Source organism: Flagellimonas zhangzhouensis (assembly GCF_900102925.1).
In the GTDB taxonomy this organism is placed as follows: domain Bacteria; phylum Bacteroidota; class Bacteroidia; order Flavobacteriales; family Flavobacteriaceae; genus Flagellimonas; species Flagellimonas zhangzhouensis.
Genome location: NZ_FNKI01000002.1, coordinates 640,266 through 658,854, shown reverse-complemented (window position 1 = coordinate 658,854; position 18,589 = coordinate 640,266). Strand labels below are relative to the sequence as shown.

Here is an 18,589-nt window from a genome sequence, read left to right as displayed (position 1 = left end):
TCGCCAGATCCCTTTTTTTCTTTCGTCTTTGCCTCCTAAGTTCGCTCATTTTTCCCAAAATGGTTCAACTGGCACAATAGTCAACTATTTGCTCCTAACAGGAGTCCTTTGCCAAATAAGTATGTCAATGTGTTTGAACTATCGCCTTTTCCATAATTTTCTGATCGTTGGTGAGCTGACATACCACAACAAGAATCCGCTCAAAACGGTAATCAATCCCATCAGGGAAAAAATCCGTAAAACCATGGTGTTAAAATCGTCCCGTCCCTCATAGTCCATGGTATGGGTCATCCACAAAAAATCGAACCATCTCCAGGACCGATACCTTACACGTTGAAACGACCCATCGGTCTCTGAGACATACGCTTTTAGGTTTTCATCCGTTTCATAGGTGATCACATAGGCCGGTAATGGACGTCCACGATACTCGTGCTGCCCACCTGTTTGGGTGAGTCTTTCGACACTTTTGACCTTAAGTTCGGGCAACATATACTGTGAAGCAACGGCCAAGGCCTGTTGTTCATCGATACCCTTTTTGATCTCCCCCGTTTGTGCATCCATCAAAACCCCACCATTGATCCAATAATAGGGACTTCCCCCTATATTTCTCATTTCCAAAGATTTGATTTTAACGTTCCCGTGTCCATTGGGAGCAATTAAATTCCCAAATTCTGACTGGTCCGGATGCTCCTTGATGAATTGATCTCCATGGATCTCGTCAATGTCCGTCCAACTAAAATATAGTCCACTGATGGTCCACATTAGGAACTGGATCCCAATAAATAGGCCAAGATATCTATGTATCTTTCTGACCTTCATCGATGTTTTTCTTCCGACCATTAGTTCTTCCCGTTGTTCCGTGAGGAGTTATGCATCTTTACAATTTTCCAATCCCCATCCGTTTTTTTAAGGATGGTGGTGGCAACCCCTTTTCTGCTGATCGTTTTGCCCTCACCTCCATTTTCCGATTTTAGGCCAATGGTATAGACATAGCTTTCCGTAGTAAAGGCAAAGGGTAGCTCCACCTTCACTTCAATGGTATAATCCGAGAACTTAAAACTGTTGAAATGTCCAAGTTCTGGACCTATATGATGGTCGTGATAATGTTGATAGGTGCCTTCCACGCCCCCGGATTCAAAAACTTCGGAATCTTCCGCAAAAAGCTCCAAGGTACCTTCCGTGGTCAAGTTTTGCAGTGCTTCTTTATAGCTTTCCAATATCCTCAGCACAGCGGCCCTGTCCTGGTCTAGGTTTTCCTTGTTAGGGTTTGTTTGGCCAAAGCTTGTCCCTGTGAGAAATACGGCCATTAGAAAAATCTGTAAAGTAATACGTTTCATTGGTTTGTTTTAACATTGTTTAGGTTAGTATATATTGTATGATAAAGGCTCCCAGGACAATCGAAATGACGATCCCATACAGGATATGGGCCAACCATTTTTTTAAAATGGCCTTTTTCGGCTGCACAGGTCCATTGTCACGACAACAATCTTTCATCCTTTTTTTCCATTAGTGCCTGACAAGGGAAGGGAACGATTAACTAACTAACTCACCAACCAATCAACTTTGGGTGTTCCCCTCCCTTTCAGGACTTTATTTCCTCATTCATAGTAACCGGACATGACCAACAACAATAGCAATATCGTTTGTCCCGGTTTTAGGGTAATTTCCATGTCATTTTCAATTATCCAATTCTTCCATTAGATCATTTACCAAGGTCAATATCCGTTCTTTCTCTTCCACCGATAATTTTGCATCCTTATGGATCAGGGTATAGGAAGATAGGGGCATCTTATCGTCTTCGATCTGACTTGCGATGGACTTTAGTTTGCTCCTTTTTCTTCGATCCGAATAGTCGCCCCATTCATTGAAATTGAGTTCTTCCTTTCCCTCTTTGATGTGTTCTTCCAAAAACCAGGCGATGGGTTGGACCTTATTGTACCACGGGTATTGGGTGTTGTTACTGTGGCAATCATAGCAAGATACCCGCAAATCGTGTTCGATATCCTTGGCAACCTGGTTCACCGACATGAAGTCCGTATCGGGAACCACATCGCTCAAGTTGGGTTCTGTGGGCACAAACTGGATGCCCACAAATCCCAATAGCACTACCAATGCTATGATTTTCAGCACTTTCATTTAATTGATTTCCTTTTGCACCTTACCACAGGTCAACATCTTACTTCCAAAAAATGGATTCTGGATTTCGTTGCTTGCGCTGAGCCACGTTCCTCCTTGGTTGTTGTTGTACATGGGGCAGAATTGTTGGTACAAGGTTTTGGAAGTCCCGGTTATGGCAATAAAATCGACCATATCCTTGCCCAGTCCCTCAAAGTGTTCCCGTTGGTGACCGATATCACTTTTGGCGATATGCTCCCCATGTTCCTTGGCCACTTCAATGATATCGGACAGCTCCTTCTGTTGCTGTTCATCGTATCCGCTGATATCAAAGCTGCCCAAGGCACTGGCCAAGGCTTGGCCCGATTTGGCCGCTTCATCCTTATTGTCCGCCACCAGGGCATCCTTCAGTTGGAGGTAGCTGTCGATCACAGATGTGCCCTGTGCATCGGACGAACCCATATCATGGTCCATGGTCCCGTGGTCCATTTCCCCCGCAGAGCTCTCATGGTGATGGCCCTCTTCCGTTCCCATCTCCATATGGGCTCCTTCCTTGTCATTTGTTTCCTTCTTACCGTCCTTACAGGAAATCACGGTAATGGTCAAAAGCGCAATGGCAATTGTACTTAATGTAACTGTTGTTCTTTTCATTGTAATTGATTTTAAGATTAATTCCTCATTTTGATTGCCCAGGGTCGGCATATTTGTATTATCCCCCATTATTGTTGCTATTTTAATTTTTTCATCTAATTTTCCATTTCTCCCACGCAGGCACTCTACCCTTATTCTTCCTCGACCGTACGCTTTTTCCCCAAAAACAATCGTTCCCCGAAAAAAATAAGCACCATCAATACCAGGGCAACAATGACCACCAAAAGATCACTACCGGCCTTTGACCAAATAAAGGCGCCCAACACCAGTACATCCAGCACAAGGGCCGTAATGAGGATAATGGGATTTGCACCGATTTCCTTTCGTAGATTGTTTAGGACCCCCCAATGGATCCCGATATCCATGATCAAATAAAAGATGGCCCCCAATGCAGCGATCCGGCTCAGATCGAACAACATGGTGAGCCCTATGGCAATCACCACGGTATACACCAACATATGTTTCTGTATGTCCCCGGGAATCCCAAAATGTCGATGTGGTATCAATTCCTTTTCAGTGAGCATGGTGGTCATCCGGGAAACGGCAAAAATGCTGGCAACGACCCCGGAAACGGTGGATATGATCGCCAGACCAACGGTGAACCAGACCCCATATTTTCCAAAAGCGGGTCTGGATGCCTCGGCCAGCGAATAGTCCTTGGCCGCAATGATTTCCTGGATGGAAAGATTGGAAGAGACCGCAAATGCCACCATGAGATAGACCAGGGTACATATCACCAAAGAAATGACAATGGCCCGTCCCACGTTACGTTTGGGATCGACGATCTCATCCCCACTATTGGTAATGGTGGTAAAACCCTTATAGGCCAATATCGACAGTGCCAATGCCCCCAAATAATCCACCAGGGAATGCTCGGTCAAGGACTGGGAAGGAACGACCTGATCAAAGGTAAATCCAGCTGCCCAAAGGCCACCAATGGCAAAAACCGCTATCCCGCCGATTTTTAGTATGGCCATGACCAAGGACGATCCCCCGATAGCTTTGTTTCCCATCACATTGACAATAAAGGCTGTGATCAACAACAATACCCCAAGGATCGGGGGCCAGAATCCTTTCGACTCCACATCAAAAAGCTCCAATACGTAGGTCCCGAACGTCCGGGCCACCAAACTCTCATTGATGACCATGGAAAGGGCCATCAGCAGTGCACCGGTAGCGGTCCAGGCCGTTTTACCGTAAACCTTTTTGAGGTACATGCCAATGCCCCCGGCAGAGGGGTAGGTATTGGACATTTTGACATAGGTGTAGGAACTGAAACCTGAGATGACTGCCCCGATTAAAAAAGCAAAGGGAAACCATTGGCCGGAGAGTTCGGCAACCTGACCCAAGAGCGCAAAAATTCCCGCACCGATCATCACACCGGTTCCCAAAGCAATGGTATTGGTCAGACTCAGGCTATTTTTTTTGTATTCTGCCATTTAAAAACGGGCTAGCAGGCCTCCGCCCCAACCATATCGGTTGTTGTAATTGGCCTGGATTGAAAAATTACGTGAAAGGATATAGGAGGCCCCTACCAGCCATTGGGTCTCACTTTCATAGGATGAATTCCCCAAATCGTTGACCCATCCAAAATCGGCCCGAAATTCATATTCCCCCTCGAGGAAAATCCTGGGAAAAAGCAATAGTTCCCTATCCAACCTTATTCTTGGACGCAGCTGGTGGTCCATACTCACATCCATATTAAAGCGGTATGGGGTAAAATACTTGACCCCTATCAGTCCCACTGTATTGAAACGGTCATAGGAATCAGGGATGGAGGTTTCCGTGTTTACCCCTGCATAGACCCGTACCCAGTCATTGAGATACCTGTTATAATTGACTTCCACCTCGGCATTTTGGTCGTAGTCAAATTCTGCCCGTACCCCAAATTCATTCCTGATATTACTTGAAACAAGGAAGAGTTCATTAAAATTGGAACCCAATCTGGCAGCACCCCAAGCATAATAATGGTCAGTTTCATCTACCAACTTTTGAACAGGAAAATCCTTCATCCTCAGATCCCTTGGGGTATCATAACTGAAAACCCTGGCCATGCCCCCCATCATGTGGTAGAGGATATGACAGTGGAAAAACCAATCCCCGTACTCTTCATTATAAAATTCGATGACCACTTTCTGCATGGGCGGCACATTGACCGTATGTTTCAAGGGTGACTTTTCACCATTCTCATTGATGACCCTGAAATAATGCCCATGGAGGTGCATCGGATGGTGCATCATGGTCAGGTTGTTGAGGGTGATCCGGGTTACTTCCCCACCTTTGATCTTGATCTTATCGGTTTCTGAAAGTGGCACACCGTTCATACTCCAGATATACCGTTGCATATTTCCCGTCAGGTTCAACAGAATGTCATTGACGGGCAGATCGGCATTATAGGTAGTACTTTCCTTTGCTTTTAAGAAGTCATAGTTGAAATACGTTTTACGGGTATCGTAATCAAAAGCTGAAGTGTCTTTCTGCATCATTGGCATAGTCTGAACCATAGGGTTTTCCATCTTGTCCTTATGTCCGGTGGATTTCATTGACGTTGAATCCTTTTCCATTCCTGCCATATCCCCCATCTTTTTATCCATCTCCATGTGCCTATGATCTTCATTCGCATTCATAGGCCTTTTATCATCCATCTTCGCAATGGGTTTATCCTTTTGACCGCTCATTTCGGTCTTATCCATCGACATCCCATTGTGCATACCCATATCCATGCTGCCATCCTTCATGTCCATCTGCATCCCATACTTTTGCATCAAATATTCGGGTGTATTTTTCTTCTTGTTGCCGGCCATTGCCGGAGCTCCCATTTTCATGTCCATTTGGGCCATTTGTTTCATCATCGCCACTTTGTCGGGCCTATCGATGGTCGTTGCGGGAAAAAGCGTTCCCTGCCCTAAATGCAACGAGGTATGCCCGGAGCCGTCCTGTGCCGTGGCCGTTACCTCCAAAGTGCCTTCAGGAACGGTCACGATGACATCATAGGTCTCGGCAATGCCAAAAAGAAAACGACTTTTGGAAACAGGCTCCACATCGACACCATCCCCGGAAACCACCATGGGGTTACCGCCACCGAAATCTATCCAATAATAGGTGGAGGCAGAGGCATTGACGAACCGGAGCCGCACTTTTTCCCCTGGTTTGAAATCAGGGTATTCGGCCAATGTTTTCCCATTGGTCAAAAATGCGGGGTAGTAGATATCCGCAATATCCGCTCCTTCCATACGATCTCGCCAAAATTTGAGTTGTGCACCTAGTGCACCTTCCTTGATGACCCTGCTCAAGGGCACCGCGGTCCCTTTTTTGACCTGGTACCACTCGTTTCCCCGTTTAAGGTTTCGGAGCACGTTCATGGCCTTTTCGTTCGTCCAATCGGAGAGCACCACGACCAAATCCTTATCGTAGTCCAACGTCTTTTCCTTGGGATGGATCAGTATCGAGCCATACACCCCCTTTTGCTCTTGCAGCATGGTGTGGGAATGGTACCAATAGGTACCTGATTGGTTGATCGGAATCCGATATTGGAAAGTTGTGCCAGGTTCTATGGGCGGTGTGGTCAAATAGGGAACCCCGTCATAAAAATTGGGCAAGATCAATCCATGCCAGTGTACGGAGGTTTCCACATCCATCTTATTGGTCACGTTGATCAGGGCGAAGTCACCCTCGTTGAATTCCAAGACCGGTCCCGGAATACTCCCATTGATGGTCATTGCATCGGCAGTGACCCCACCGAGGGTCAATTTGTTCTGTTCCAGTACAAGATTGTATTCCCGAACGGGTCTACCTTCCTCTTTTCTGTCCTCACCATTTGTCCCCACTTGCCCAAAAACATGGGTCGTCAAGGCAGTTAGGACAAAAAACAAGATTTTAGATTTCAATATTTTCATCATTCATTCATTTACATTTGTTCAATTACATTTCATCGGTGATTTCACCGCAGGTCAACATAGCCTCTCCGAAATAGGGATTTTTGATCTCTTTGGTCGTACTCAACCAATAGGCACCTTTGTTGTTATCGGCCATCGGGCAAAACTGTTCGTATATCTTTTGATCGACCCCAAAAAGCTTGACACCTTTGGATAGATGGGCGGACAGATGTTTAAAATGATCGCGTTGGGCTTTGATATCCGATATCTTTGAAATGGAATTCGCCGAATTGGAGATTTCCTTCGATATCGTCATCCAATGGCCGTGCGCCTTTTTGTCCGTCAATTGTTTCATATCCACATGTTCCAAGGCCGACAACACTTTTTTTGCAGCGGCATTGGACTTGGCGGCATTATCATTGACAAGCGCATCCTTTAACTCCAAGTAGGCGCTCAACACCTGTTTTAATTGGTTTTTAAAAGTCGCTGTCGCCGTCATTCACTGGTTCATATCAGAATGGTCTGTTTTGTTTTCCAAGCCGGGATCCCCCATATCCATTTCCGAATGATCGCTACCGCCTGTACCCTTGTCATCCCCCATCTTCATGCCTCCGTGGTTATGTCCCGTCATGGCGGGCCCACCTTCAGGATTCATCATGCTCGGTTTCCCGGCCAATTGGGCCGCCGCGTCGATACTAAAGGTCCCGTTTACCGCGATCTCATCCCCTTCTTGCAGCCCCTCCTTGACAATGAAACCATTTCCCAACGATGGTCCCAAGGTGACATCGCGCAACACAAAATTCACCCCATTGGATGTGGTATTCTTGATGTATACCACAGAACGTTCCCCGGTCCACATCACTGCCGACTTAGGAATGGTTATCGCTTCTGATGCAATGGGCTGTTTTGCTTTTACGGTTCCGGAAGCGAACATTTCCGGCTTTAACCTTAAACCGGTGTTCCCGATCTCGATTCTGGCCTTGGCAACCCTTGTCATGGGATTGATCACCGGGTCGATATAGGAAATCCTGCCTTTGAAGTTTTCGCCCGGGAGCGAGGGTATGGTAAAGACCACTTCATCGCCTTTTCTTACCCAGGGCATGTCGGACTCATAAATATCGAACAGTACCCAAACGCTGTTCAGGTTGGCAATTTGATATAATGCCTTGCCCTTGTTGACATAGTCGCCAAGGTTTACCATTTTTTCGGTAACGTAGCCTGAAACATCGGCATGTATCGGCAATTCCTCCTTAACGGTCCCGGATTGAAGTATCTGTGCGATTTGGTTGTCGGAAAGCTTCCAGTTTTTTAATTTTTCCTTGGCGGCATTAAAAAACTGCGGTTGGGTGTCCGCCACCTTTCTTGCTTCAAAAAGTTCCTCTTGTGCAGTGACCAGATCAGGGGAATAAATATAGGCGATGATCTGCCCCTGCTTGATATACTCCCCTGTAAAATTCACCATTAGCCGTTCCACCCTGCCGGGAATATGGGAAGATTGGGAATAGATCGATCGTTCATCCGCTTCCACCTTGCCATTAAGATCGATCAATTTGACCGGGGCGGTCTTGCCCACGATTTCCGTAGTGACATTGGCAAGCTGCATGGCGGTTTTCGACATGCTAACGGCCATGGGGTCCAGTTCCGAACCGTTGTCATTTTCCAAAGGGATCAAGTCCATCCCACAAATGGGACAATCTCCCGGTTCCGTCTGTCTGATCTGGGGATGCATGGAGCAGGTCCAAATGGTTTCTCCCGATACTTCCGAAGTATGTTGGTGTTCCTCTGTGGCATTGCCCTTGGAGCCCCCGAACAATAGCCATCCCAGCAAAAGTCCAAGAACCAAGGTGGACAAGGCTATTTTTACTATTTTTTGTGTTTCTGATTTCATCTGATTATTTTTTTGCCGTGATATAGTTAAACTTGGCCAACGCTATTTCATATTGCGTCAATGCGCTTATTTTCAATTTAGTATACTTCAACAATTGTTGCTGCATTCGTAACACCTCCTCGAAGTCCTTCCCGGAATTCCCATAGGCTGTGAACAACAGATTGAGTGCTTGTTCCGATTCCATGATCTGTTCATCAAAGAGGGAAATCAAATCCGTCTGCTGCCTTATGTCAAAAACGGCCATTTCATAATTGGTCTTCAATGTATTGGTGACTTCCTTTTTTTGCAGTGCATAACTTTCCTGCATCAATTGGGCCTCCTTTTCGGCTGCCCTGTACTTACCCCTGAATAGGGGCAGGCTCAAGGTAACCATGGGCATCAATACATCCTTGCCATTATCGGGAACCACCATGTCGGTACGCTTATCAACCATTACATAGTCCAGTCCGACCCCCACTTTTGGCAGGCCTTGTTTAAGGGCTGCCCTTTCGGATGCCGCTGCAGCCTTGACCTTTAATTCCAGGGAATTCAAGAGCGGATGGTCCACTACCAAGGAATCTTTGACATAATCAATGGGCAGTACATTGACCCCAAAGGTCTCAGGGATGTTTATTTGTTCATCTTCCTTACGGTCCAATAGTTTATTGAAGGACGCCAAAAGGGGGATTTCCTTATGTTTAAGGATACCCAGATTCGTCCGGGCTTCCTTTAAAAGCACGTCCACCCTTAAGACATCGACCAATGATCCCAAGCCATTTTTGAATTTCGTATTGGAAACCGTCCTGTAGGATTCCAGAATGGCAATGTTGTCCTCTTCGATCCGTACCCACTCCTTAAGTTCGTACAATGGAAAATAAGCTGCTGAAACCTCGTAATAAAGTTTGTTCCTGGCATCCAAAAAAGACTGGTACTTGGCCTCTGCCATAAGTGCAGCGGCATCACCTTGGGCCTTTAAGGTTCCAAACCAAGGAAACATCTGAGTCAGTGAAAACCTTGCCTTTTGGGGCCCTACCCGGGTTTCGACCGGGGAGATGAAGTACCCAAAGGACAGGTTTGGATCTGGTAAAGCCTTCACCTGCGGTACTTTTTGTAACGCCGCCTCAAAATCTTTGTACTGTGAAAGCAACCCTGGATTGTTCTCAGCCGCTACCTTAAAGTAATCCTCCAAGGTCTGGCCGTTGGAAAGGATACTTGTCAAGACAAATATGATGGTCAATACATTTTTCATTTTACTGTATTTTTTTCAATGCTTTGTTGCGATTTATAATGACTGTTTCCCTCCAATAGGCTTGGAGTACCGGGACCACGAACATGGTCATGATCTGAATGGCCATTCCCCCAAAAGTCGGGATGGCCATGGGAATCATAATGTCGGCCCCTTTTCCGGTAGAGGTCAGCACGGGCAAAAGGGCGATGATGGCCACGGCGGCCGTCATCATGGCGGGACGGACCCTTTTTTTCCCTGCCTCCAAAACCGCCGCTCTTACATCCGGTACGGTTTGAGGGTTCTTTTCCTCAAAAACCTGGTGGATGTACGTACCCATGATGACACCATCATCGGTGGCAATACCGAAAAGTGCGATAAAACCAACCCAAACCGCAACGCTTAAATTGATCGTGTGCATTTGGAACAGATCCCGCATGTTGACCCCTGAAATGGCAAAATTCATGAACCAATCCTGACCATAGAGCCAGAGCATTATGAAACCTCCCGCAAAAGCAACAAAAACTCCGGAAAAATGGATGGAGGATGCGATGACCGTCTTGAACTGAAAAAACAGGAGCAAGAAAATAACGATCAAACTGATCGGTATGACAATGGACAGTCTTTTCACTGCCCTGATTTGGTTCTCATAACTCCCAGAAAACTTATAGCTTATTCCGGCGGGAACCGTTAATTCACCTGCATCGATTTTTTTCTGGATGGCTTCCTGGGCATCGTTCACCACATCGACTTCCGCAAAACCGTCCCGTTTATCAAAAAGCACATAGCCCACCAAAAAGGTGTTTTCGCTCTTGATGGCCTGAGGCCCGCGGACATATTCAAAATCCACCACTTGGGATAAGGGAATTTGCGCCCCTACCGGTGTGGGAATCAAAATTTTCTTCAACGATTCCGGGTCGTCCCTCAATTCCCTCGGGTAGCGCACCCGCACGGGAAAACGTTCCCTACCTTCAACGGTGGAGGTGATTTTCATCCCACCGATCGCTGTTTCGATGCTTTGCTGCACATCTTCAATGTTCAAACCATATCGGGATATCCCGTCCCTGTTGATATTGAGGTGCAAATAAGGTTTGCCCACTATTCTATCGGCGAATACGGCTTCTGCCTTGACCGAGGGCACTTCCTTCAAGATACCTTCCAATTGCATCCCAAAATCCTCGATGGTCTTCAGATCGGGACCAAAAACCTTGATCCCCATGGGAGCGCGCATTCCGGTCTGCAACATCACCAACCGGGTTTCTATGGGCTGTAATTTGGGAGCAGAGGTTATGCCCGGGATCTTGGTGACCTTTACGATCTCATCCCAGATATCGTTGGGGGATTTGATATGAGGCCTCCAGTTTCGGAAAAACTCACCGTCCTCATCCACGATCAGGTCCTTCTCGGCAATCCCTAACTGCAAGGCCTCCTCATTGGTCAAAGTGTCTTTATGCTGGGTAATGAACCTGTCCTTTCGATCTACTTTATAACGGACCCTATGTCCGTCTTCATTCACAATGAATTCAGGTTTATAGTTGATGATGTTCTCATACATGGAAATGGGTGCAGGGTCCAGTGCGGATTCAACGCGACCGAGTTTACCGACAACCAAGTCCACTTCGGGTATGCTTCCCAAGAGCATATCCAACTGTCCAACCACCCTTTTGTTGTATTCCACCCCTGAATGCGGCATGGATGTCGGCATCAACAGGAACGAACCTTCATTGAGCGATGGCATGAACTCGGATCCTATGCCCGGGAATCTCTTGGAAGCTGCCTGCCATCCCGAGGTCTGTCTGACACTTTTCCAACCTACCGATTCAAAGCCTTTGGCCACGATTCCAAAGGTGCTATCGAACCCCAGCCAAACCAATACCCCAAAAAACAGGGTCACGAATGGGATGAGCATGAACTTTCCTTTGTTTTCCAGACACCACTTTAGGACCGGGGTATAGAAATGTACGATTCCCATCAAAGCGGCCAGGATAATGCCCACTAGGAACAACACAAAAAAGTAGTTGACCACAATACCGTTTTGGGGTCCCAAGGGCATCCATTCCTCGGTCAGGAAGAAGGAAGCGATAAAAACGGTCAGTCCCAAATTGATATAGTTGGGAAACGATTTATAGTGCTCCGGCCATTTGGGTTCCATCAAATTGTTCAACCCAATGAGTGAAATGACCAATGGCAACCACATCTGGGCATAAAATGCAAAAATAAGCCCGGTGGATATCAATAGAATGGACCAAAACCGTCGCACCCGTTTCTTGTCATAATCCACCCCCATTACAAAATGGGCCAATGCCGGAAGCACAACGATTCCCAGCACAAAGGCGCTCAACAGGGCAAAGGTCTTGGTAAAGGCCAAGGGCCTAAATAGCTTCCCTTCTGCCGATTGCATGGCAAAGACAGGCACAAAGCTCACGACGGTGGTCGCCAATGCGGTCGTAATTGCCGAGGCCACTTCCACGGTGGCCTTATATATTACCTGAATGAGTTCCTTGCCCTTGGCACCATGGTTCTCGGGCATTTCCAAATGACGGATAATGTTCTCGACGAACACGATCCCCACGTCCACCATCACCCCTATGGCAATGGCTATCCCGGAAAGGGCCACCACATTGGCATCTACCCCGGCATATTGCATGACAATAAAGGTCATTAGGACCCCGACAGGCAATAGACTGGATATGATCACAGAGGCCCTCAGGTTGAGGACAAGTACCAGTACAACGATGATGCTGATCAGTATTTCGTGGGACAGGGCATTTTCCAAAGTACCTATGGTCTCGTGGATGAGCTGTGTCCGGTCATAAAACGGGACCACGGTCAATTGGCTTTCCACACCATTGGCCAATGTCTTTTTGGGCAAACCGGGTGCGATTTCCTTGATCTTGTCCTTCACATTATTGATGACCGCCAAAGGATTGGAACCATAACGGGCGACCACGACGCCACCTACCACTTCGGCGCCCCCTTTATCGAGCACGCCCCTTCGTGTGGCCGGTCCCAAGCTGACCACCCCAATATCCTTGACCCGAACCGGGACATTGTCAAAGACGGCAACCACGGCCTTTTCTATGTCTTCCGTATTTTTGACATATCCCAAGCCCCTGACCAAATATTCTGCTTGATTGACTTCAATGGTCTTGGCGCCCACATCCCTGTTCGACTTCCGTACGGCCTCCATGACCTTGTATAAAGGAATATTATAGGCTTTCAGGGCATCTGGATTTACATCCACTTGATATTCTTGGACGAAACCACCGATCGAAGCCACTTCGGACACCCCGTCCACGGCATTCAACCCGTATTTCACATAAAAATCCTGGGCAGTCCGTATTTCGTGCAGATCCCATCCTCCTGTAGGGTTCCCATCCTTGTCCCTTCCTTCCAGGGTATACCAATATACCTGTCCCAATGCCGTGGCGTCAGGACCCAAAGTCGGGGTTACCCCATCGGGCAACAGCCCTGCGGGAAGTGAATTCAATTTTTCAAGGATCCGGGAGCGCGACCAATAAAATTCCACATCATCATTAAAAATGATATAGATACTGGAAAATCCAAAGATGGATGAACTACGGATCGTTTTCACCCCTGGAATTCCAAGTAAATAGGTCGTCATTGGATAAGAAATCTGATCCTCGATATCTTGTGGCGATCGCCCGGGCCATTGCGTGAAAACAATTTGCTGGTTTTCCCCAATATCGGGAATGGCATCCACGGGCACCGGGTCTTTTGGGAGAAAGCCCGTATTCCAATTGAAGGGGGAAGTGACAATCCCCCAGGTAACCAACGTTATTAAAACGAGAACGGTCACCAGTTTGTTCTCTAAAAAGTATTTTATGATTTTATTAAGCATATCATGAGTTTATTGTGTTGGAAATAGTGAAAATGTTCCAAAGGCAATAAATACCTAGGGCCATGCCAAAAACCATAGCACGGCCAAACGTCATCGATATGCTCTTAAATAAGGAAAGTTTGATCAAGAATCTGAATATCCTTGACCAAAAGGGGCGGAGGGTAATGTACGACAGAAACTATATTTTCCTGTAATCCCTCAAAAAGATTGATGTAACTGTACGTGAAGGCAACCAGGAACTGATGCTCCCCAACACTTAAATTTTCAACGGAAAGCAATAGATCCCCATTTCCTTGTACGGAAAGCGTTTCGTCATCGCAACACTGTTTTTTCTGCAGCTTGTGCTGGTGTGAATCCGATGGCTGCTGCATATCCATTCCACAGGATTCCGCTTTACCGAAGAAGGAAAAATCAACAAGATCTTCCCCACAATAGTGTTGTGCCACCGCAAAGGAAAAGGTGGATGCCAGCACGTTGAGTGCCATAAAACAAGATAATATTTTGAACCAAAATATTCTCATAAGCGGTTACAAAACTACAAAAATTTTAACAACCTCATTAAATTTAACACAATTTATACAAGGATTCCGCATAAAGCCCCTGCTTTTCAAAGTACCGACCATGGCACCCCATACTTTTGACCATCAATCATTTATACGACCATCGTATCTGGTCCGGGACGGTATAAAGCACATCGTGGTTCGAAGGCCCTCCTTACTGGCAACGGATGGAACCCTGACCAATAGCATTGTATTTTCAACCCGATTAAAGGTGGAACCCTTGTCTTCAATCGAACCATAACAGACCTTAAAGTTCCTCGATACCGAATCCGATCGTTGGACAGCTGACGGTCATTCCTTTCCCCACATATTGTATACCAGTATAGTATTGTGATCCTTGTGGTGGCCCAATGCCAGTACTTTTGGTAAACCTGATATTTGTCATGTTTTTTCCGAATCCCATACCTTACATTTGGAACCAAATCCTGCTGAAATCACACACAAACAGTAATCATATGGATAACTGCATAATTGATTACAGTTTGATTTTTAGCGAGTTAAACAAAATTTAGTAACTTTAGGAAGTGAAGCAAACCACATCGAAAATATTGTCCCTGTTTCTGGCCTGTTCTGTATTGATCAGTACCACTTCCTTTGCATCGAATGCCCATTTTTGCTGTAACAAGTTGGTCAGTTTTTCTGTGACCGGCAAAGCAAAACCCTGCGACCAAAAGCTTCAAAATCCCAAAAACACCTCAAGGAAGTGCTCTTTGGAACAAAAGGATTGCTGCAGCACCGATACCTATGCCAATATTGGCAAGGATGACCTGATGCTGGATTCCTTTGACCTTGATTTCGGCACACTTGTATTTCTAAATGCCTTTATTTTTTACCATATCGATCGTTTCGAAGGGCTACAGGAAAACATAATCCCTTTTAAAGACTACGATCCCCCGTGGATCGAACAGGATCTCCTTGTCCTTCATGAAACTTTCCTAATTTGATTTTTACACTGGCGGAACGTCAATGCAATCGTTCGCTCTTCACATTGGTCATGGCCACTAAATGACCTTTTTTGTCGTGTGCTATCTCCACGACGGCATATCCTGATCGATTCTCCTATCGGGTTTTGACCCGATATTATTTACGCTTAACAATAACTCAGACACCATGGATTCCAAAAAGGAATACTGGATAAAGCATATGGTCTGTAGGCGATGCCTCAAGGTCATAAGACAAGAATTGCATGACCTGGGCATTGAGGTTCTATCCCTTGAACTGGGGAAACTTACGGTAAATGCCCCGGAAATAGGGATTGCCGAAGTTGACCAAAAAGTCGTGGACGTCCTACATTCCAATGGCTTTGAAATAGCCAAAAGCGAAGAGGAAATGATCGTTGAGAAAATCAAGATAGGCTTGATTTCCTTAGTGACCAACGTCCCGATTAACCACAAAGGGAACACCTCGGACTACCTTGTCGATTTATTGCATCGCGATTACAAAGTACTGAGCAAGGTTTTTTCCAGAAATGAAAACATCACGATCGAAAAGTACTTTATCAAGCTCAAGATCGAAAAGGTAAAGGAGCTTATCCAACTGGGACAATATTCATTTTCCGATATCGCCTATATGCTCGATTACAGCAGCGTCAACCATTTGTCCGCACAGTTCAAGGAAATTATGGGGATGAGCATGACGGATTACAAAAACGGACAAATGTGGCAAAGGGATTTTCTTGACGAAATAATATAAAAATCCAGGAATATTATGAAGATGGCCTGTCAGGTCAAACAGTAGTTTTAACGCAACAACCTAACAAATAATAAAATGAAACTTACACAAAAAAAATCAATACCCATAATGCTAACGTTCCTAATGACCCTTTTGGCCCTACAGGCGACCAGAGCACAGACCCAATGGGAAGCCCCGGCCAGTGCGGACAATTTGAACAATCCCTTAAAAAATGATGCCACGGCGACAGAAAGCGGCAAACGGACCTTCAGAATGCTCTGTGTGATCTGCCACGGGGCCAAGGGTAAGGGAGACGGCATGGGCGGAGCCGGATTGACCCCAAAACCCACCGACTTGACCAGTGCCAAGGTACAGTCCCAATCGGACGGTGCCCTATTCTGGAAATTGACCAACGGTAAGCCCCCTATGGCTTCCTATGAAACCGCACTTCCCGAAAACAAGAGATGGGAATTGATCAACTATATCAGAACCTTGAAAAAATGAAAAAACTACTAATGACCCTAATTATCTTAGGGTTGGGATCTTCGGCTTTGGCCCAGACCTACAACACCTTTGAACCCAGTAAGACGCAGTTCATGCTGCGTGGTTACGGACACACCGGATTTGAATATTTGGATACCGGTGGTGAACAAGAATCCACCTTTCTAGGGGCCACATTCGCCCCTATATTCCTCTACAAGCATTCCGACAAGCTCATGTTCGAGGCCGAACTGGAGTTTGAGCTCGAAGGAAATGAATTGAAAACGGGACTGGAATATGCCGATGTGATGTATGTGCTCAACAAGCACATGACCGTAAGGGCCGGTAAATTCCTGCTTCCCTTTGGAACCTTTATGGAGCGTTTGCACCCTGCATGGATCAACCGACTTCCAAGCAGACCCCTTGGATTTGGTCACGACGGAATTGCACCGGCCTCCGATATCGGTGTCGAACTCAGGGGGGCATTCGATCTGGGCGGTCCCAAAATGAACTATGCGGTTTATGTGACCAACGGTCCGCGCATCAAGGATGGAAGTGAGGAGCCTGAAGAAGCGGGTATGCTGGATTTCGGTTATTATGAAGATGTGAACCTGGCCAAGGCCTTGGGTGGCAGGATCGGCCTACTCCCGCTCTCGGATTCATCCATGGAATGGGGGATTTCCGCCTATACCACCAACAGTACCGGCGCAGAGGACTCCGATTACAAGGAAGTGGGTGCCTTTCTTTGGGCGCTGGATCTTTCCTATGTAAAATCGATCACCCCCTTACAAGGGGTTGTGGACATCAAGGCCCAGTACAACAGTTCCAATGTGGATACCGCCACCTACTATGAAATCGAAGATGGGATTTCCGAACCTTACTCCTTTGACAACCAAAGCAGCTCCTTTTATACACAATTGAGCTATCGCCCCATCATGTCGGGAAGCGACTTTATAAAGCAACTCGAATTTGTGGGTCGATATTCCGATTTTAACGCCCCTGAAGGAGCGGAGTGGGAAGAGAAGTCAACGCAGTACGCTTTTGGTTTGAACTATTGGCTGAGTTGGCGTTCCGTGGTCAAACTCAGCTATCAAACCACCAAGATGGAAGGTGGTCATGACAGTGATGGCACGACCCGAACCAATGGATTGTTTGTGCATTGGGCCATTGGATTTTAAAATCAAAAAAAGAAAGTGAAATGAAAACAACAACGAATTTTAAAGCAGCAATAATCCTGTCCGTCATGGCATCGATCATGGTCGCCTGCTCCTCCAATAAAAAACCCATTGCGACGGATACCGCGACCGAGGTGGCGGGGAGTGAAGTGGATTTCAAAATTGAAAAATCCGGGGCGCAGCTCTGGGGCGAGGTGTGCAACCGATGTCATATCGCCCCTTCACCCGCGGATTACAACGATACCGATTGGGAAACCATAAGCCTGCACATGCGGGTTCGGGCCAACCTGACGGAAGAGGAGATCACCAAAATCGAAACCTTTCTGAAATCAGCCAATTGACGTATAATCTTTAATTCATATACAATGAGAACTTTAGTAATTTTTTTTTCAGTGATGGGTCTTATGTCCTTAAACGGTTGCAAACAATCAACCGATGTAGAAGCCTTGCTTCAAAACGAGGAAACAAGAAGCGAGATCCTTAAAGATCTGGTACAAAACCATGATTATATGATGGAATTCATGGAACAGATGCAAGGGAGCGACCATGCCATGCAAATGATGCAGGGAAACAAAAAAATGATGGGCACCATGATGAAGGGACAAGGCATGCAAATGATGATGGGCGACAGCACCATGATGAACCAAATGATGGGCAACAGACAAATGATGCATTCCATGATGAACGGAATGATGAAGGATGGCGAGATGATGGGCGAAATGATGCAAATGATGCATGACAAAGGGATGATGAGCGAGGAATGCATTCAATCCGGCATGAAAATGATGGGGGACAAAGGAATGGGGATGAACCATTAGACCATGGGTTCGATCGGCCATGCCGAACACTTTGAATTCTTGACAACTAAAACGGATATCTCATGAAAAATCACTGGATATGGATGGTCCTGGGATGTGGACTACCACTGCTGTTCATTTTTTTGGCGCCTTCAATCGGGATGGGCGATGGCGCTTCCCTTTTCATTTTCATCCTGGTCATGTTCGCCATCCACCTGTTCATACCGCACGGTTCGCATGGACATGGTGGAAATGGCCACACCCATGACAGGGAAAACGAACAGGGTTGATCGGAACAATAGCACCCATGG

20 protein-coding genes are annotated in these 18,589 nt (G+C 46.4%); 7 read left to right on the top strand and 13 right to left on the bottom strand.

The genetic code is table 11. From position 1 onward, the window contains the following. Positions 1–138: 138 nt before the first annotated feature. From BLQ18_RS09850 to BLQ18_RS09805, 11 genes are all read right to left on the bottom strand, one after another. A complete protein-coding gene (locus BLQ18_RS09850) occupies positions 139–840 on the bottom strand; it encodes a PepSY domain-containing protein (RefSeq protein WP_067035945.1) in 702 nt (233 codons plus the stop codon). Continuing rightward, positions 840–1,337, bottom strand: coding sequence for a YybH family protein (locus tag BLQ18_RS09845; protein WP_036385862.1), 498 nt, complete (start codon positions 1,335–1,337; stop codon positions 840–842). Before BLQ18_RS09845 ends, BLQ18_RS09850 begins: the two co-directional genes overlap by 1 nt. Before the next feature lie 340 nt (positions 1,338–1,677). Further along, the gene (locus tag BLQ18_RS09840; RefSeq protein ID WP_090294899.1) at positions 1,678–2,136 is read right to left on the bottom strand and encodes a heme-binding domain-containing protein; all 459 of its coding nucleotides are present in this window, start codon (positions 2,134–2,136) and stop codon (positions 1,678–1,680) included. Continuing rightward, a complete protein-coding gene (locus BLQ18_RS09835) occupies positions 2,137–2,766 on the bottom strand; it encodes a DUF3347 domain-containing protein (RefSeq protein WP_090297508.1) in 630 nt (209 codons plus the stop codon). Positions 2,767–2,897: 131 nt separating this feature from the next. After that, positions 2,898–4,205 (bottom strand): APC family permease, encoded by a 1,308-nt coding sequence (locus tag BLQ18_RS09830; protein WP_036385867.1) that lies wholly within the window; start codon positions 4,203–4,205, stop codon positions 2,898–2,900. Beyond that, the gene (locus BLQ18_RS09825) at positions 4,206–6,662 is read right to left on the bottom strand and encodes a multicopper oxidase domain-containing protein (protein ID WP_090297505.1); all 2,457 of its coding nucleotides are present in this window, start codon (positions 6,660–6,662) and stop codon (positions 4,206–4,208) included. A 25-nt stretch (positions 6,663–6,687) separates the two neighbouring features. Beyond that, entirely contained in the window at positions 6,688–7,140 is a 453-nt protein-coding gene (locus BLQ18_RS17185) for a DUF3347 domain-containing protein (RefSeq protein WP_313795024.1), read from the bottom strand. Then, positions 7,141–8,529: an efflux RND transporter periplasmic adaptor subunit gene (locus BLQ18_RS09820; RefSeq protein WP_313795023.1), complete on the bottom strand. Its 1,389-nt coding sequence runs from the start codon at positions 8,527–8,529 to the stop codon at positions 7,141–7,143. 4 nt (positions 8,530–8,533) lie between these two features. Next, positions 8,534–9,757 carry a TolC family protein gene (locus BLQ18_RS09815; RefSeq protein WP_090294896.1) on the bottom strand — a complete coding sequence of 408 codons (1,224 nt, stop codon included), beginning with the start codon at positions 9,755–9,757 and terminating at the stop codon, positions 8,534–8,536. Between the two features lies 1 nt (position 9,758). Then, entirely contained in the window at positions 9,759–13,595 is a 3,837-nt protein-coding gene (locus BLQ18_RS09810) for an efflux RND transporter permease subunit (RefSeq protein WP_036385877.1), read from the bottom strand. Between the two features lie 104 nt (positions 13,596–13,699). Then, the gene (locus BLQ18_RS09805) at positions 13,700–14,116 is read right to left on the bottom strand and encodes an HYC_CC_PP family protein (RefSeq protein ID WP_036385878.1); all 417 of its coding nucleotides are present in this window, start codon (positions 14,114–14,116) and stop codon (positions 13,700–13,702) included. Positions 14,117–14,216: 100 nt separating this feature from the next. Between BLQ18_RS09805 and BLQ18_RS17015 the strand changes: the two genes are divergently transcribed. Beyond that, positions 14,217–14,396, top strand: coding sequence for a hypothetical protein (locus tag BLQ18_RS17015; RefSeq protein WP_139297725.1), 180 nt, complete (start codon positions 14,217–14,219; stop codon positions 14,394–14,396). 6 nt (positions 14,397–14,402) lie between these two features. Here BLQ18_RS17015 and BLQ18_RS17010 read toward each other — a convergent pair whose 3' ends face one another. Beyond that, on the bottom strand, positions 14,403–14,558 hold the full coding sequence (locus BLQ18_RS17010; RefSeq protein ID WP_175443744.1) for a hypothetical protein: 156 nt from the start codon (positions 14,556–14,558) through the stop codon (positions 14,403–14,405). 172 nt (positions 14,559–14,730) lie between these two features. Between BLQ18_RS17010 and BLQ18_RS17215 the strand changes: the two genes are divergently transcribed. The 6 genes from BLQ18_RS17215 to BLQ18_RS09775 all read left to right on the top strand — a co-directional run bounded on the left by BLQ18_RS17215 (position 14,731) and on the right by BLQ18_RS09775 (position 18,299). Continuing rightward, positions 14,731–15,099: an HYC_CC_PP family protein gene (locus BLQ18_RS17215; RefSeq protein ID WP_417935112.1), complete on the top strand. Its 369-nt coding sequence runs from the start codon at positions 14,731–14,733 to the stop codon at positions 15,097–15,099. Positions 15,100–15,265: 166 nt separating this feature from the next. Continuing rightward, on the top strand, positions 15,266–15,847 hold the full coding sequence (locus BLQ18_RS09795) for a helix-turn-helix domain-containing protein (RefSeq protein WP_036385881.1): 582 nt from the start codon (positions 15,266–15,268) through the stop codon (positions 15,845–15,847). Between the two features lie 108 nt (positions 15,848–15,955). Then, entirely contained in the window at positions 15,956–16,330 is a 375-nt protein-coding gene (locus BLQ18_RS09790; protein ID WP_226789941.1) for a c-type cytochrome, read from the top strand. Continuing rightward, positions 16,327–17,484: a hypothetical protein gene (locus tag BLQ18_RS09785; RefSeq protein ID WP_090294894.1), complete on the top strand. Its 1,158-nt coding sequence runs from the start codon at positions 16,327–16,329 to the stop codon at positions 17,482–17,484. Before BLQ18_RS09790 ends, BLQ18_RS09785 begins: the two co-directional genes overlap by 4 nt. A gap of 20 nt (positions 17,485–17,504) precedes the next feature. Further along, positions 17,505–17,822: a hypothetical protein gene (locus BLQ18_RS09780; RefSeq protein WP_139150385.1), complete on the top strand. Its 318-nt coding sequence runs from the start codon at positions 17,505–17,507 to the stop codon at positions 17,820–17,822. Between the two features lie 24 nt (positions 17,823–17,846). Then, a complete protein-coding gene (locus BLQ18_RS09775; RefSeq protein ID WP_090294890.1) occupies positions 17,847–18,299 on the top strand; it encodes a hypothetical protein in 453 nt (150 codons plus the stop codon). Positions 18,300–18,430: 131 nt separating this feature from the next. On the opposite strand, the gene BLQ18_RS17005 is transcribed toward BLQ18_RS09775, so the two are convergent. Continuing rightward, positions 18,431–18,577, bottom strand: coding sequence for a hypothetical protein (locus BLQ18_RS17005; RefSeq protein WP_175443743.1), 147 nt, complete (start codon positions 18,575–18,577; stop codon positions 18,431–18,433). Positions 18,578–18,589: the final 12 nt, after the last annotated feature.

Coding starts and splice junctions, on each gene's coding strand:
- BLQ18_RS09850 (WP_067035945.1), bottom strand. CDS start 840: ATGGTCGGAAGAAAAACATCGATGAAGGTCAGAAAGATACATAGATAT.
- BLQ18_RS09845 (WP_036385862.1), bottom strand. CDS start 1,337: ATGAAACGTATTACTTTACAGATTTTTCTAATGGCCGTATTTCTCACA.
- BLQ18_RS09840 (WP_090294899.1), bottom strand. CDS start 2,136: ATGAAAGTGCTGAAAATCATAGCATTGGTAGTGCTATTGGGATTTGTG.
- BLQ18_RS09835 (WP_090297508.1), bottom strand. CDS start 2,766: ATGAAAAGAACAACAGTTACATTAAGTACAATTGCCATTGCGCTTTTG.
- BLQ18_RS09830 (WP_036385867.1), bottom strand. CDS start 4,205: ATGGCAGAATACAAAAAAAATAGCCTGAGTCTGACCAATACCATTGCT.
- BLQ18_RS09825 (WP_090297505.1), bottom strand. CDS start 6,662: ATGAAAATATTGAAATCTAAAATCTTGTTTTTTGTCCTAACTGCCTTG.
- BLQ18_RS17185 (WP_313795024.1), bottom strand. CDS start 7,140: ATGACGGCGACAGCGACTTTTAAAAACCAATTAAAACAGGTGTTGAGC.
- BLQ18_RS09820 (WP_313795023.1), bottom strand. CDS start 8,529: ATGAAATCAGAAACACAAAAAATAGTAAAAATAGCCTTGTCCACCTTG.
- BLQ18_RS09815 (WP_090294896.1), bottom strand. CDS start 9,757: ATGAAAAATGTATTGACCATCATATTTGTCTTGACAAGTATCCTTTCC.
- BLQ18_RS09810 (WP_036385877.1), bottom strand. CDS start 13,595: ATGCTTAATAAAATCATAAAATACTTTTTAGAGAACAAACTGGTGACC.
- BLQ18_RS09805 (WP_036385878.1), bottom strand. CDS start 14,116: ATGAGAATATTTTGGTTCAAAATATTATCTTGTTTTATGGCACTCAAC.
- BLQ18_RS17015 (WP_139297725.1), top strand. CDS start 14,217: ATGGCACCCCATACTTTTGACCATCAATCATTTATACGACCATCGTAT.
- BLQ18_RS17010 (WP_175443744.1), bottom strand. CDS start 14,558: ATGGGATTCGGAAAAAACATGACAAATATCAGGTTTACCAAAAGTACT.
- BLQ18_RS09795 (WP_036385881.1), top strand. CDS start 15,266: ATGGATTCCAAAAAGGAATACTGGATAAAGCATATGGTCTGTAGGCGA.
- BLQ18_RS09790 (WP_226789941.1), top strand. CDS start 15,956: ATGCTAACGTTCCTAATGACCCTTTTGGCCCTACAGGCGACCAGAGCA.
- BLQ18_RS09785 (WP_090294894.1), top strand. CDS start 16,327: ATGAAAAAACTACTAATGACCCTAATTATCTTAGGGTTGGGATCTTCG.
- BLQ18_RS09780 (WP_139150385.1), top strand. CDS start 17,505: ATGAAAACAACAACGAATTTTAAAGCAGCAATAATCCTGTCCGTCATG.
- BLQ18_RS09775 (WP_090294890.1), top strand. CDS start 17,847: ATGAGAACTTTAGTAATTTTTTTTTCAGTGATGGGTCTTATGTCCTTA.